The 14128-nt window shown below is 72.1% G+C and carries 14 protein-coding genes and 1 rRNA gene; 13 read left to right on the top strand and 2 right to left on the bottom strand.

Features of this window, described 5'->3' with window-relative positions:
* The 4 genes from rrf to ACFWWR_RS41380 all read left to right on the top strand — a co-directional run.
* Nucleotides 1-87, top strand: a 5S ribosomal RNA gene (rrf, locus tag ACFWWR_RS41395); the annotation flags it as partial.
* Between the two features lie 184 nt (nt 88-271).
* The gene (locus ACFWWR_RS41390; RefSeq protein WP_383875262.1) at nt 272-817 is read left to right on the top strand and encodes a hypothetical protein; all 546 of its coding nucleotides are present in this window, start codon (nt 272-274) and stop codon (nt 815-817) included.
* Between the two features lie 9 nt (nt 818-826).
* Nucleotides 827-1573, top strand: coding sequence for a hypothetical protein (locus tag ACFWWR_RS41385; protein WP_383875264.1), 747 nt, complete (start codon nt 827-829; stop codon nt 1571-1573).
* The gene (locus tag ACFWWR_RS41380; RefSeq protein ID WP_384309146.1) at nt 1465-2346 is read left to right on the top strand and encodes a hypothetical protein; all 882 of its coding nucleotides are present in this window, start codon (nt 1465-1467) and stop codon (nt 2344-2346) included. Before ACFWWR_RS41385 ends, ACFWWR_RS41380 begins: the two co-directional genes overlap by 109 nt.
* 54 nt (nt 2347-2400) lie before the next feature.
* Here the strand turns inward: ACFWWR_RS41380 and ACFWWR_RS41375 are convergent, their stop codons facing one another.
* Nucleotides 2401-3693: a DUF1015 domain-containing protein gene (locus ACFWWR_RS41375; protein WP_383875201.1), complete on the bottom strand. Its 1293-nt coding sequence runs from the start codon at nt 3691-3693 to the stop codon at nt 2401-2403.
* A 71-nt stretch (nt 3694-3764) separates the two neighbouring features.
* Here ACFWWR_RS41375 and ACFWWR_RS41370 point away from each other — a divergent pair, with 71 nt between their 5' ends.
* The 4 genes from ACFWWR_RS41370 (at nt 3765) to ACFWWR_RS41355 (ending at nt 7909) form a co-directional block, all read left to right on the top strand.
* Entirely contained in the window at nt 3765-4793 is a 1029-nt protein-coding gene (locus ACFWWR_RS41370; protein WP_383875202.1) for an HAD hydrolase-like protein, read from the top strand.
* Between the two features lie 109 nt (nt 4794-4902).
* Complete coding sequence (locus tag ACFWWR_RS41365) at nt 4903-5946, top strand: FecCD family ABC transporter permease (RefSeq protein ID WP_383875204.1); 1044 nt, start codon at nt 4903-4905, stop codon at nt 5944-5946.
* Entirely contained in the window at nt 5943-6980 is a 1038-nt protein-coding gene (locus ACFWWR_RS41360) for a FecCD family ABC transporter permease (protein WP_384309141.1), read from the top strand. Before ACFWWR_RS41365 ends, ACFWWR_RS41360 begins: the two co-directional genes overlap by 4 nt.
* Nucleotides 6977-7909 (top strand): ABC transporter ATP-binding protein, encoded by a 933-nt coding sequence (locus ACFWWR_RS41355; RefSeq protein WP_383875208.1) that lies wholly within the window; start codon nt 6977-6979, stop codon nt 7907-7909. The genes ACFWWR_RS41360 and ACFWWR_RS41355 overlap by 4 nt, the downstream gene beginning before the upstream one ends.
* On the opposite strand, the gene ACFWWR_RS41350 is transcribed toward ACFWWR_RS41355, so the two are convergent.
* Complete coding sequence (locus ACFWWR_RS41350; protein WP_383875210.1) at nt 7893-8240, bottom strand: SCP2 sterol-binding domain-containing protein; 348 nt, start codon at nt 8238-8240, stop codon at nt 7893-7895. The genes ACFWWR_RS41355 and ACFWWR_RS41350 overlap by 17 nt on opposite strands.
* Nucleotides 8241-8282: 42 nt before the next feature.
* On the opposite strand from ACFWWR_RS41350, the gene ACFWWR_RS41345 reads away from it, so the two are divergent.
* From ACFWWR_RS41345 to ACFWWR_RS41325, 5 genes are all read left to right on the top strand, one after another.
* A complete protein-coding gene (locus tag ACFWWR_RS41345) occupies nt 8283-8564 on the top strand; it encodes a hypothetical protein (RefSeq protein WP_383875212.1) in 282 nt (93 codons plus the stop codon).
* Between the two features lie 7 nt (nt 8565-8571).
* On the top strand, nt 8572-9387 hold the full coding sequence (locus tag ACFWWR_RS41340) for a TlyA family RNA methyltransferase (protein ID WP_383875214.1): 816 nt from the start codon (nt 8572-8574) through the stop codon (nt 9385-9387).
* Nucleotides 9384-10289 (top strand): NAD kinase, encoded by a 906-nt coding sequence (locus ACFWWR_RS41335; RefSeq protein ID WP_383875215.1) that lies wholly within the window; start codon nt 9384-9386, stop codon nt 10287-10289. Before ACFWWR_RS41340 ends, ACFWWR_RS41335 begins: the two co-directional genes overlap by 4 nt.
* A 210-nt stretch (nt 10290-10499) precedes the next feature.
* Nucleotides 10500-12218, top strand: a complete 1719-nt coding sequence (gene recN / locus ACFWWR_RS41330) for a DNA repair protein RecN (RefSeq protein ID WP_383875258.1) — start codon at nt 10500-10502, stop codon at nt 12216-12218.
* Nucleotides 12219-12984: 766 nt separating this feature from the next.
* Nucleotides 12985-14121 (top strand): glycosyltransferase family 4 protein, encoded by a 1137-nt coding sequence (locus tag ACFWWR_RS41325; RefSeq protein WP_383875218.1) that lies wholly within the window; start codon nt 12985-12987, stop codon nt 14119-14121.
* The last annotated feature ends 7 nt before the right edge of the window (nt 14122-14128 follow it).

Below are 14128 nucleotides of genomic sequence, written 5' to 3'. Positions count from 1 at the left end.
GGTTACATTCCGAACCCGGAAGCTAAGCCTTACAGCGCCGATGGTACTGCAGGGGGGACCCTGTGGGAGAGTAGGACGCCGCCGAACAATTTTTGGAAGGACCCCTGGTCCCCAGCGTTCAGCTGGGGCCAGGGGTCCTTTTTGTTTTTACGGAGCGCGTCGGGTACCCGACTGCGCGAGAATGACTTGCAGTACCGAAGACAGGAGTCACCGATGTCCACCAACTCTCCCGACGATCGACCGGAGCGCGACCAGCGGCGACGGGACAGTGGTGACCGCGGAGATCGAGGCGACCGAGGCGGCTACCGCGGAGACCGCGGCGGAGACCGTGGTGGGGTCCGCCGCGACAACGACCGCCGCGACAGTGGCCGTGGTGGTAACGACCGCGGTGGCAATGACCGTGGCGGTAATGACCGGGGTCCTAACGACCGCGGTGGTTTTGTTCGCCGTGATGACCGTCGGGACGACCGTCGCGATGATCGCCGCGTGGGCGGCGACCGAGGCGGTTTCCGCCGTGACGACAATCGTGGGGGTCCCCCCCGGAACGATCGCCGTGATGACCGTCGGGGTGACGACCGTGGGGATCGCGGTGGTTTCCGTCGGGACGACAGCCGTGGCGCGCCCGGCGGCCGGCGTGACGATCGGCCTGGTGACCGGCGAGTCGGTGACCGTGGGCCCCGTCCGGCGTTTCAGCGGGACGACCGTCCCGCTGGGCCGCGTCGGGACGACCGCGGCGGTGGCTTCCGGCGTGACGGTGACCGTCCTCCCTTCCGTCGGGACGACCGTCCCGGCCGTCCCGACCGCGGGGAGCGCGTAGAGCGTCGGGGTGACGACCGCGGAGACCGCGGTGGTTTCCGTCGCGACGACAACCGCGGCGGTTCCGGTGCTCGGCGGGACGACCGTCGCAGCGATGACCGTGGTGGCTTCGCTCGCCGCGATGACCGTCGGGACGATCGTCGTGATGACCGCCGCGACAGCGGCGACCGTGGTGGTTTCCGTCGGGACGACCGTGACCGCGGGGTCCGCAGTGATGACCGTGACCGCGGTTTCCGTCGCGACGACCGTGGTGACCGTGGTGGTTTCCGGCCCGCCGACCGTGGTGACCGCGGTGACCGTGGTGGTTTCCGGCCCGCCGACCGTGGTGACCGCGGTGACCGTGGTGGATTCCGGCCCGCCGATCGGCGGGATGACCGCCGGGGTGACGACCGTGGTGATCGCGGTGCGTTCCGTCCCGCCGACCGTCGTGATGACCGACGGGACGACAGCCGTGGTGAGCGAGGTGGTGAGCGCGGTGGGTTCCGTGGTCGTGACGACCGCGGTGGGCCCCGTGGGCCCCGGCGTGACGACCGTGGTGGACGTCCCGGCGGCTTCCGTGGGAGTGATGACCGGCGCGGTGGTGATGACCGGCGTGGTGGCGGGCGGTTCCGTGACGAGCGCGACCGCGACCGCGAGCCGATCAGGCGGCTGCCGATCCCCGAGGACGTCACCGGCGAGGAGATCGACAAGGACGTACGGCAGGAGCTGCAGAGTCTGCCGAAGGGGCTCGCTGAAGACGTCGCCAAGAACCTGGTGATGGTGGCGCGGCTCATCGACGAGGAACCGGAGAACGCTTACGCCTACTCGAAGGTGGCTCTGCGGCTGGCGTCGCGCGTGGCTGCCGTACGGGAGGCCGGCGGGTTCGCGGCGTACGCGAACCAGAAGTACAGCGAGGCGCTCGCCGAGTTCAGGGCCGCGCGGCGGATGACCGGCAGTGTCGAACTGTGGCCCGTCATGGCGGACTGCGAGCGTGGGCTCGGGCGGCCGGAGAAGGCGCTGGACATGGCCGGGGCGCCCGAGGTGCGCAAGCTGGACAAGGCCGGGCAGGTCGAGATGCGGCTCGTCGCGGCCGGTGCTCGGCGTGACATGGGGCAGCTGGAGGCGGCCATCGTGACGCTGCAGAGCCCCGAGCTGGCCTCCAACTCCGTACAGCCGTGGAGCGCGCGACTGCGGTACGCCTACGCCGACGCACTGCTCGCGGCCGGTCGCGAGGGCGAGGCCCGGGAGTGGTTCGCTAAGTCCGCGGAGGCCGACAAGGACGGCAGCACGGACGCCTCGGACCGGCTTGCCGAGCTGGACGGTGTGGAGTTCGTCGACGCCTTCGACGAGAGCGAGGCGGAGGCGGAGGCGGAGACAGAGGTTGTTGACGTTGACGCTGAGGTTGAGGCTGACGACGACGGCGGGTCCCTCGAGGCCTCCGCTCCAGCCGTCGACGTCACCGAGGACGACAAGGACGACGTCACCGATGTCGTTGAGGTCACCGAGGTCGACGAGGACGACGACAGCGACAAGGGCGATTACAAGGACTGACGTCCATGAGTGAAAGGGCGGGACCCCGGGTATGGGGTCCCGCCCTTTCGTATGTCAGGCGTTCAGCGCGCGCAGCACCAGGCCCGAGGCCGGCTTCGGTCCGAAGGACGTCGACTTGCGGGGCATGGTGACGCCCTGGCGGGCGAGGTCGCGTACGACCTCCTCGAGGACCGGGTGCATCAGGACCGCCGTACCGCCGTCGCGTTCGGCCTTCTCGATCGTGGCGCCCGTGTCGTGGATGTAGGCGATGTGGGCGGGGGAGTCCTCGGGGATGTGCCAGACGTGGTCGAGGAGGGTGGCGTGCAGGACCGTCGCGTCCAGGGTGCGCCAGGCGGCCGGACGGTCCGCGGGGATCGTGCGGGCCAGCAGGGCGGGGTCGGGGCGGTCGACGAGGTGGAAGGCGCCGTCGCCGGCCAGCAGGAACGCGTTGCCCGCGCGGGCCGCGTCGGCGAGGGCCTTCAGGGCGTCGGCCGGCGGGACTTCGAGCCGGCGGACGCGGAAGAGGCCCTCCAGGGGCGCCAGGGCCTCCGCGACCGGCAGGCCGTGCAGGAGGCGGTGGATGGCGCGGACGCGGAGTGGGTAGCGGGCGGTGTCGACGAGCAGGACCAGGCCGTAGTCCCAGGGGCTGGGGGAGGGGTGCTCCGCGCGTAGACGCCGGTAGGTGGCCCAGCGGTGGTGGCCGTCGGCGATCAGGGCCTGGTGGCCGGCGAGGTCGGAGCGGATGCGGGCCAGGTCGGCGGGGTCGGTGACCGACCACAGGCGGTGGCTGAAGCCGTCCTCCGTGGTCGTCGCCAGTAGTGGAGGCTGTACGGCCGTGCGCTCGACCATTTCGGCGGTGGCGGAGGCGGAACCGTTGCCGCGGTACGTCAGGAGCAGGGGCTCCAGGTTCGCGGAGGTGGCGCGCATCAGGGCCGCGCGGTCGGCGACGACGTGCGGCATGACGTCCTCGTGGGGCAGGACCACGCCCTCCGACGGTTCCGACAGGCGCAGGGCGCCGATGACGCCGCGCTGGAGCATGCCGTCGCCGTCGCGCTGCTCGTAGACGTACAGGCCCGGTTCGGGGTCGGTGGTCAGGACGCCCTCGGACAGCCAGCGGCGCAGGGTGTCCGCGGCCTGTTCGTTGCGGACGTCGGGAGTGGCGGCCTGGGGCAGGATCAGCCTGACGATGTTGTACGGGTCGGCGGACTGGAGGTGGTGCAGGCCGTCGGGGCGGACGACGACGTCGTAGGGCGGGGAGGTCACGGCGGCCAGACTGCCGACCCGGTCGGGGTCGTAGCGCAGGCCTCGGAACGGGGTGAGTTCCAGGCCTCGGCGCGCCGTTGCTTCCGAGTGACCTGCTGTGTTCATCCCGGCATCGTACGGGTGTCGGTGGCATGCGCGATGATCGGGGAAAGCGAGCGAACGAGGAGCGATGCGGAATGAGCCAGGTCGTCAGGACGAAGCCCGGGGGCTGTGTGCAGGCCCTGAACGAGGCGTACGACACGGCGCTGCTCGATCTGGACGGGGTGGTGTACGCGGGAGGTGACGCGATCGCGTACGCCGTCGAGTCGCTCGCCACCGCTCGGGCGGGTGGGATGCATCTCGCGTACGTCACCAACAACGCGCTGCGGACGCCCGACGCCGTGGCCGACCACCTCACCGAGCTGGGCATACCGACGGGGGCGTCGGACGTCATCACCTCCGCGCAGGCGGTGGCCCGGCTGATCGCCGAGCAGGTGCCGGCGGGCGCGCGGGTGCTGGTGATCGGCGGGGACGGGCTGCGGGTGGCGCTGCGCGAACACGGGCTCGAGCCCGTCGAGTCGGCGGACGACGATCCGGCGGCGGTCGTGCAGGGGTTCGGCGGGCCCGAGCTGCCGTGGGGCCGGTTCGCGGAGGCGAGCTACGCCGTCGCGCGCGGGGTGCCGTGGTTCGCGTCCAACACGGACCTGACGATTCCCGGCGCGCGCGGGATCGCGCCGGGCAACGGCGCTGCGGTGGAGGTCGTACGCATCGCCACGGGTGCCGAGCCGCAGGTGGCGGGCAAGCCGCTGCCGCCCATGCACCGGGAGACGATCCTGCGGACGGGCGCCGAGCGGCCGCTGGTGGTCGGAGACCGGCTGGACACGGACATCGAGGGCGCGTTCAACGGAGACGTGGACTCGCTGCTCGTCCTCACCGGGGTGACGGACGGCGCGCAGTTGCTCGCCGCGCCGCCGCAGCACCGGCCGACGTATGTCGACGCCGATCTGCGGGGGATGCTCACCGGGCAGCCCGAGGTCACCGAGGAGGGCGACGGGTTCCGGTGCGGTGGCTGGACGGCGGTGGCCGGCGCCGAGCGGCTGGAACTCGACGGTGACGGCGAGGCTCTGGACGGGCTGCGCGCGCTGTGCGCGGCGGCCTGGACGGCGGCCGGTGAGGGCGTGTGCGCGCTGGACGGGGGGAAGGCGCTGGCACGGCTGGGTTTGTGAGCCGTCGGGAGGTCTCCCCGGCGGGGGTCGGCCGAGCCGCACCTGTGAGTGTGCGGGCGTGCGGGACACGGGATCGTGGCTGAATGCGAGGGTAGGCTAACCTAACTACGTGTTGGTCGACATTCCTCCCGAACAGCGCGCGGAGACCGCCCCCGCGCCCCCAACCCGCCAGGCGATACGTGCCATTGGGCTGCTCGTCTCCGTGGTGATCCTGGTGGTCGTCGCGTCGGCGAGCATCGCGATCGGAGCGAAGGCGCTGTCCATGGGGCAGGTCTGGCACGGCCTGTTCCAGGATTCGGGGACGTACGGCGACGTCGTGGTCGCCGACCGGCTGTCGCGGACCGTGCTGGGGCTGCTCGCCGGCGCCGCCCTCGGTCTGTCCGGGGCCGTGCTCCAGGCACTCACGCGCAATCCGCTGGCCGATCCCGGACTGCTCGGCATCAACGCGGGCGCGTCCGCCGCGGTCGTCACCGCCATCACGTTCTTCGGCGTCACCTCGCTGAGCGGCTACGTCTGGTTCGCGTTCGTCGGCGCGGCCGCGGTCGGGGCGCTGGTCTGGTTCCTCGGCGGCAGCAGGGGAGCGACCCCGGTGCGGCTGGCGCTCGCCGGCACCGCGATCAGCGCCGCGCTCTACGGCTATCTCCAGGCCGTGATGATCATGGATGACGTGGCGCTGTCCAGGATGCGCTTCTGGACCGTCGGTTCACTGGCCTCGGCGAACAACTCGGCCATCCTCCAGGTGCTGCCGTTCCTCGCGGTGGGTACCGTCCTCGCGCTCGCGCTCGCCCGGCCGCTGAACGCCATGGAGATGGGCGACGACACCGCCAAGGCCCTGGGCGCCAACCTCAACCGCACCCGGGCGCTGGCCATGCTCTCCGCGACCGTGCTGTGCGGGGCGGCGACCGCCGCGTGCGGGCCGATCGTGTTCGTCGGTCTGATGGTCCCGCACGTCGTGCGGTCCTTCACCGGGCCCGACCTGCGCTGGATCCTGCCGTACGCGACCATCCTGTCGCCCGTGCTGCTGCTCGGTGCCGACGTCCTCGGCCGGATCGTCGCCCGGCCCTCGGAGCTCCAGGTCGGCATCGTCACCGCGATCCTCGGCGGCCCGGTCTTCATCTATCTCGTACGACGGCGGAGGACGGCGCAGCTGTGAAGACCAACCGTGCCATCAGGACGCCGGGCGGGCTCTCGCTCCGTGTGGACCTCCGTGCCGTCACCGTCGTGGGCCTGCTGCTGCTCGCCGCGCTCACCGCGAGCGTCGTGCTGATCGGCACCGGCGACTTCCCGATCCCGGCCGCCGACGTGCTGAAGACGCTCGTCGGCGACGGCAACGCGGGGCAGGAGTTCATCGTCAACGAACTGCGGCTGCCGCGGGTCCTCGTGGGGCTCCTGGTCGGCGCCTCGTTGGGGGTGGGGGGTGCGCTGTTCCAGGCCATCTCCCGCAATCCGCTGGGCAGTCCGGACGTGCTCGGGCTCGGGCAGGGCGCCACGGCCGGCGCGCTCGTGGTGATCGTGCTGTTCTCCGGCAGCGCGGCGCAGGTCACCCTCGGTGCGCTCGTGGGCGGACTGGCGACCGGGTTCGCCATCTATCTGCTCGCCTGGAAGCGGGGTGTGCACGGGTACCGACTGGTTCTGGTCGGTATCGGTGTCTCCGCGATCGTCACCGCGATCAACGGCTATCTGCTCACCGTGTCCGACATCGTGGACGCCGCCCGTGCGGTCGTCTGGATGACCGGCTCGCTCGCCGGGCGTGACTGGGAGCAGGTCTGGCCGCTGCTCACGCTGTGCGCCGTGCTCGTGCCGCTCGTCCTCGCCAACGCGCGCGGGCTGCGGATGATGGAGATGGGCGACGACGTGTCGTACGCCCTCGGGGTGCGCGTCGAGCGGGTACGGCTGCTGCTGTTGGTCGCCGCAGTCCTGCTCACCGCGACCGCCACCGCGGCCGCCGGCCCCGTCAGCTTCGTGGCGCTCACCGCGCCCCAGCTGGCCCGCCGCCTGACCCGCTCGCCCGGCCCGAACCTGCTGCCGTCCCTGTTCATGGGCGCCGCCCTCCTGGTCGCCGCCGACTGGATGTCGCAGCGCACCTTCGGCGCCGACCAGGTGCCCGTGGGCGTGGTCACCGGTGTCCTCGGTGGCGTCTACCTGTTGTGGCTGCTGGTCACCGAGCGCAAGGCGGGCCGGATATGAGCCCGCGGAAGCCGGATACGAGCCCGCAGAACGAAACCCGGCCCGAGACGCGCGGCACGGCGAACGAGAACCCCCGAAGGAGCACTGTGAACCGCCTGTCCGCCGAGAACGTGACCCTCGCCTACGACCAGCGGGTCATCGCCGAGGAGCTGTCGGTCGAGATACCCGACAGCTCCTTCACCGTGATCGTCGGCCCGAACGCGTGCGGCAAGTCCACGCTGCTGCGGGCGCTGTCGCGGATGCTGAAGCCGAACCAGGGCCGGGTGCTCCTCGACGGCAACGTGATCCAGTCGATGCCGGCGAAGAAGGTCGCGCGCACCCTCGGGCTGCTCCCGCAGTCGTCGATCGCGCCGGACGGCATCACCGTCGCCGACCTCGTCGGCCGCGGCCGCTATCCGCACCAGGGCATCCTGCGCCAGTGGTCCACCGAGGACGAGCGGGTCGTACAGGAGTCGATGACCCAGACCGGGGTCGCCGAACTCGCCGACCGGTATGTCGACGAGCTGTCCGGCGGTCAGCGGCAGCGGGTGTGGATCGCGATGGCGCTCGCCCAGCAGACCCCGCTGCTGCTGCTGGACGAGCCGACGACCTTCCTCGACATCCAGCACCAGATCGACGTCCTCGACCTGTGCGCCGAGCTGCACGAGGAGCAGGGCCGCACGCTGGTCGCCGTGCTGCACGACCTCAACCACGCCGCCCGGTACGCCACACACCTGATCGCTCTGAAGGAAGGCAGGATCATCGCCGAGGGCGCCCCGAACGACATCGTCACGGCCGAACTGGTCGAGGAGGTCTTCGGGCTGCGCTGCCAGGTCATCGACGACCCGGAGACGGGCACGCCGCTGGTGGTGCCGGCGGCGCGGAAGGCACGTACGGAAGCGAAGGTCGTGGCCGCCGAAGCAACGGTCGGGGCTAAAGGAGCTTCCTGAGGGTCAGCAGGTCCCGTAGGCCGGCCTCCAGCTTCACTCGGCCCGAGCCCCAGGCCTTCGCGAAGTTGAGCTCGCCGTCGACCAGCGCCACCAGGTCGTCGCCGGCCATCGTCAGTCTGATCTGGGCCTTGTCCGGCGGAGGGCCCTGGAGCGTGTCGTGCACCCGGATCCGGCCGCCGGTAAGGCGGCCGACGAAGGTGACGTCCAGGTCGGTGATACGGCAGCTCACCGAGCGGTCCAGGGCCGCCGCCGTACGGGCGTCCCCTTCGGCGCTCTGCATGTTGTCCGAGAGCTTCTCGAGTGCGGCGCGGCACTCCTCGATCGTGGCCATCGCGCTCGACGGTACCCCAGCGCTTCGGGGTAGCGTCTGGGCATGAGCGACACAGTGCCGGAGAACGAGGCACCGCAGGACGCGCCGGTGGAGCCCGAACACGACCCCGCCGCCCCCGCCCCGCTGAACGTGCCCCGCAGCCCGACGGGCAACGCCGAGGTCGACGCCCAGCTGGAGCGGCTCGCCGATGCCGACCACCTCGCCACCGACGGACACCTCGAGGTGTACGAGGATGTACACCGGGGGCTGCGTGACGCGCTCACCGCGCTCGACGCCCGCCCGGGACCTCCGGCGCCCCCGACGCCGTACCAGAGCAGGAGCTGAACCGAACGTGGCAGGAGTCGCACGCCGTCGTCTCGACGCGGAGCTGGTCCGCCGGAAGCTGGCGCGCTCGCGCGAACACGCCAGCCAGCTGATCGCCGCGGGGCGGGTCAGCGTCGGCAAGGCCGTCGCGACCAAGCCCGCCACGCAGGTGGAGACCGCGGCGCCGATCGTGGTCTCGGCCGACGACGGCGATCCCGACTACGTCTCGCGCGGCGGCCACAAGCTCGCCGGCGCGCTCGAGGCGTTCGTGCCGGAGGGGCTCGTCGTCGAGGGGCGGCGGGCGCTGGACGCCGGCGCGTCCACCGGGGGTTTCACCGACGTCCTGCTGCGGTCGGGGGCAGCGCACGTCGTCGCCGTCGACGTCGGTTACGGGCAACTGGCGTGGTCTCTCCGAAGCGATGAACGCGTCACCGTCAAGGACCGTACGAACGTACGCGAGTTGACGCTCGAAGCGATCGATGGGGAGCCTGTGGATCTTGTCGTGGGGGATCTGTCCTTCATCCCGCTCGGCCTGGTACTGCCCGCCCTGGTGCGGTGCGTGAAGCCGGATGCCGATCTGGTGATGATGGTCAAGCCGCAGTTCGAGGTGGGGAAGGAGCGGCTGGGCAGTGGGGGAGTCGTACGAAGTCCGCAGCTGCGGACCGAGGCCGTGCGCGCGGTGGCGCGACGGGCGTGGGAACTGGGGCTCGGCGTGAGGGGTGTCACCGCCAGTCCGCTGCCCGGACCGTCCGGGAATGTCGAATACTTTCTGTGGCTGCGGTCGGGGGCACCCCAACTGGACCCGGCCGACGTTGACCGTGCAGTGGCGGAGGGGCCGCGTTGAGCCAGAACCGAGCTCGTACTGTTTTCCTGCTCGCCCACACCGGGCGGCCCGCCGCGATCCGCAGCGCCGAACTGGTGGTGAAGGGGCTGCTGCGCGAGGGCATCGGCGTGCGCGTCCTGGAGGCGGAGGCGCTGGATCTGCCGCTGCCGGAAGAGGTGGAACTGGTCAAGGAGGCGACTCCGCAGTGCCTCGACGGGTGCGAGTTGCTGATCGTGCTCGGGGGTGACGGGACGCTGCTGCGGGGCGCCGAGTTCGCGCGGGCGTCCGGGGTGCCGATGCTGGGCGTCAATCTGGGGCGCGTCGGGTTCCTCGCGGAAGCCGAGCGGGACGACCTCGACAAGGTCGTCGAGCGGGTGGCGACGAAGGCGTACGAGGTCGAGGAGCGGATGACGGTCGACGTCGTCGTGCATCGCAACGGCGACATCGTGCACACCGACTGGGCGCTGAACGAGGCCGCCGTGCAGAAGGTCTCCGCCGAGAAGCTGCTCGAAGTCGTGCTGGAGATCGACGGGCGGCCGGTCACCGGGTTCGGGTGTGACGGGATTGTCCTGTCCACTCCGACCGGGTCCACGGCTTACGCGTTCTCGGCGGGTGGACCTGTGGTGTGGCCCGAGGTCGAGGCGTTGCTGATGGTGCCGATCAGTGCGCACGCGCTGTTCGCGAAGCCGTTGGTGACCTCGCCGGACTCCGTGCTGGCGGTGGAGGTGCTGCCGCACATTCCGCCGGGTGTGCTGTGGTGTGACGGGCGGCGGACGGTGGAGTTGCCGCCGGGGGCGCGGGTCGAGGTGCGGCGGGGGGCTGTGCCGGTGCGGTTGGCTCGGCTGCATCACGCGTCGTTCACTGATCGCCTTGTGGCGAAGTTCGCGTTGCCGGTTTCCGGTTGGCGGGGGGCGCCCCACTAGCGCTACCGGAGGGAGCGTGGGGTGGTTCGCGCGGCTGCGGGCCGGATGTGGCTCGTCGCGCAGTTCCCCGCGCCCCTCAAGGCGCCTCCACTCGCCCGGGTGACAAATGAGGCCTGTGCGCATTCGTTACCTGCACCTTCACATGTCAGGGGCGGGGGCCGTCGCACTTCGCCTCCCGGACCTCGTAAGGTCGTGTCCGTGTTGGAGGAGATGCGGATACGGTCGCTCGGAGTCATCGACGACGCGGTCGTCGAGCTGTCGCCGGGGTTCACCGCTGTCACGGGTGAGACGGGTGCGGGCAAGACCATGGTGGTCACCAGCCTGGGGCTGTTGCTCGGGGGGCGGGCCGACGCGGCGCTCGTGCGGATCGGGGCCAAGAACGCGGTCGTGGAGGGGCGGATCAGCATGTCCGCGGACGCCACGGCCGCCGTACGGGCCGAGGAGGCCGGTGCTGAGCTCGACGACGGGGCGCTGCTGATCAGCCGTACCGTTTCCGCCGAAGGGCGGTCCCGGGCGCACCTGGGCGGGCGCAGTGTGCCCGTGGGGGTGCTCGCCGAGCTCGCCGACGAGCTGGTGGCCGTGCACGGGCAGACCGACCAGCAGGGGCTGCTGAAGCTTTCCCGGCAGCGGCAGGCGCTCGACCGGTACGCGGGGGACGCGGTGGCCGGGCCGTTGGCCAAGTACAAGGAGGCCTATCGGCGGCTGCGGGCCGTCTCCGTCGAGCTCGACGAGATCACCACGCGTGCGCGTGAGCGGGCCCAGGAGGCCGACATGCTGCGTTACGGCCTCGACGAGATCGCCGGCGTCGAGCCGCGCGCCGGGGAGGACGTGGAGCTCGCGGAGGAGGCGGAGCGGCTCGGGCACGCGGAGGCCCTGGCGTCCGCCGCCACGGCAGCTCATGCCGCGGTCGCCGGCAATCCGGAGGATCCCGAGGGCATCGACGCCGCCACACTCGTCGCGGGCGCGCAGCGGGCCCTGGACGCCGTGCGGTCGTACGACCCGGCGCTGGCGGGGCTCGCCGACCGGATCGGGGAGATCGGGATCCTGCTCGGCGACGTGGCGGGGGAGCTCGCCGGGTACGCCGACGACCTCGACGCCGATCCACTGCGACTGGCGGCCGTCGAGGAGCGGAGGGCCGCGCTGACCGCGCTGACGCGCAAGTACGGCGAGAACGTCGCCTCGGTGCTGGACTGGGCCGAGCGCAGTGCCGCGCGCCTCACCGAGCTGGACGGCGACGACGACCGGATCGGGGAGCTGACCGCCGAGCGGGACGCGCTGCGGTCCGAACTGGGCGGAATGGCACAGGCGCTGACGGACGCGCGGACGGAGGCCGCCGAGCGGTTCGCGGCCGCCGTGACCGCCGAGCTGGCCTCGCTGGCCATGCCGCACGCGCGCGTGTCCTTCGACATCCGGCAGACCGAGGATCCCGAGGGCGTCGAGGTCGGCGGGCGTGCGGTCGCGTACGGGCCGGCCGGTGCCGACGAGGTCGAGCTGCTGCTGGCCCCGCATCCGGGGGCGCCGCCCCGGCCGATCGCCAAGGGCGCGTCCGGTGGTGAGCTGTCGCGTGTGATGCTGGCGGTGGAGGTGGTCTTCGCCGGGACCGATCCCGTGCCGACCTATCTCTTCGACGAGGTCGACGCCGGTGTCGGTGGCAAGGCAGCGGTGGAGATCGGGCGGCGGCTGGCCCGGCTCGCGAAGACCGCGCAGGTCGTCGTCGTGACGCATCTTCCTCAGGTGGCCGCCTTCGCCGACCGGCAGCTTCTGGTGGAGAAGACCCACGACGGGTCCGTGACCCGGTCCGGTGTGAAGGTGCTGGAGGGCGAGGAGCGGGTCCGGGAGCTGTCCCGGATGCTCGCCGGGCAGGAGGACTCCGAGACCGCTCGGGCGCACGCCGAGGAGCTGCTGGCGACGGCCAGGGCGGACGGGTGACGAACTGACCCGGGGCTCGGCCCCGGAGCCGAGCCGAGCCGATCTGCCTCGCCGCCCCGCCCGTTCGCCCCCTCGTCCGTTCTCTGCCCCGCTCGTTCTCTGAGGTGGGGGCGTGATCACGGGGACGACGAGGAGCGTCGGCTTCGTCCCGGAGCAGGCGACCACGGCGGGATTGCGCAGCGCATGTCGTGAACCTCGTGGACGTACGGCCGGGAGGGCGGCTGCGAGGTTCGTCGCACTCTGCGGGCCGGGGCTTCTGAGGGTGGGCCCGGGGAGGAGTTGTCCGCAGCCGCGGTGGGCGCTGCGGTGGCCGTACAGCCCGACGACCTCGGTGAGCGCGCGATGACCGGCGACACGGGGGCGCACGCGCCTTGTGCGGCCCCGGGCGGCGCCGTCGTGGTCGCGGGCGACGGCCGGGCTGCTCCGCACGCCGCCGCCGCGGCCGGGTACAGGGCGAGGCGAGCGAGGTGACGCGCTCGGTGGGCGGCAGGTGACGGGACGCCAGGGAAGGGATCAGGCCCGCCTCAGAGTGGAACCGTACGGGCACATTTGTGCGGAACTCGCCCCTCCCTCACTCGTGTGGGTGACCCTACTCACCGTGTCGCCGGGCCGACCGGCACCCGGCGTTCCCGGAACACCCGTACGTACTGGCATCCTTGGCGTAGAACGCAGTAACGCGTAGGAAGCGCGCGGTACACCCCTCCGCCCGACACCTTCTGTACGTTTCCTCGTGACCGCCCGACGCCGAACCAGGAGCCCCGGCCACGTGACCCCCGTGAGCAGCCACTCACCGCACGGCCAGTCGCCGCTGCGCACCGTACAGGTGCTGGGCGGAGGCAACGCCGGCAGCAGCACGCACGTGCGCTCCCTGACCTCGGGGCTGGTCGCGCGGGGCGTGCGGGTCACGGTGTGCGCTCCCGTCGAGGCGGATCGGGCCTACGACTTCACCGGGGCCGGCGCCGAACACGTGCATGTGCCGCGCAGCAGCGACCCGGGCTCCGTGGCCGCGTTGCGGATGGCGTGCACCAACGCCGACCTGGTGCACGCGCACGGGCTGCACGCCTCCTTCCGCGCGGTACTCGCGCTCAGTGGGCGGCGTACCCCGCTCATCGTCACCTGGCACGACCGGGCCCACGCCGAGGGTGCGCGCGCCCAGTTCCTGCGCCTGTTGGAGCGGCGGGTGGTGAAGACCGCCGCCGTGGTGCTAGGCACCACCTCGGCGCTGGTGGACCGGGCGCGCCGCACGGGAGCGCGGGACGCCCGGCTCGCCGCCGTCGCGCTGCCCGGCCCCCGCAAGGCCGCCGAGCCGGAGGACCCCGACCGGCTGCGCCCCAAGGTCCGGGCCGAGCTCGGCGCCACCGGACGCCCGTTGCTGATGGCCGTCGGCTCCCTCGACCGGCACCGCGGCTACGACCTGCTGCTGGACGCCGCGCGCGCGTGGCGCCGCCTCGACCCGGTGCCACTCGTGGTGATCGCGGGAGAGGGGCCGTTGCGCGGGGAGTTGCAGCGGCGGATCGAGGACGAGGGGCTTCCGGTCCGGCTCATCGGGCGGCGGGACGACGTCACCGAGCTGCTCGCCGCCGCCGACCTCGCGCTGCTGCCGAGCAGTGGGGAGTCGCGGGACGTCCTCGCCCAGGAGGCCCTCCACGCGCGCGTACCGCTCGTCGCCACCGACGCGGGCGGTGTCCCCGAACTCGTCGGCGACGCGGCCGAACTCGTCCCGGACGGGGACGCGGAGGCCTTCGCCGACGCCGTCGTACGGCTGCTCGGTGAACCCGGGCGCCAGGAACTGCTGCGGGACAAGGGCGTCCGTCAGGCGGCCACTTGGCCGACCGAGGACGAGACGGTCGCCCAGGTCCTCAGCGTCTACGACGAGTTGACCCAGCCGCGGCCCTTGAGCTGACAGGCGC

The organism is Streptomyces sp. NPDC058678, assembly GCF_042714835.1.
Taxonomy (GTDB): Bacteria; Actinomycetota; Actinomycetes; order Streptomycetales; family Streptomycetaceae; genus Streptomyces.
The sequence above is the reverse complement of the archived record's forward strand: the minus strand, read 5'-3'. Positions and strand labels throughout refer to the sequence as shown.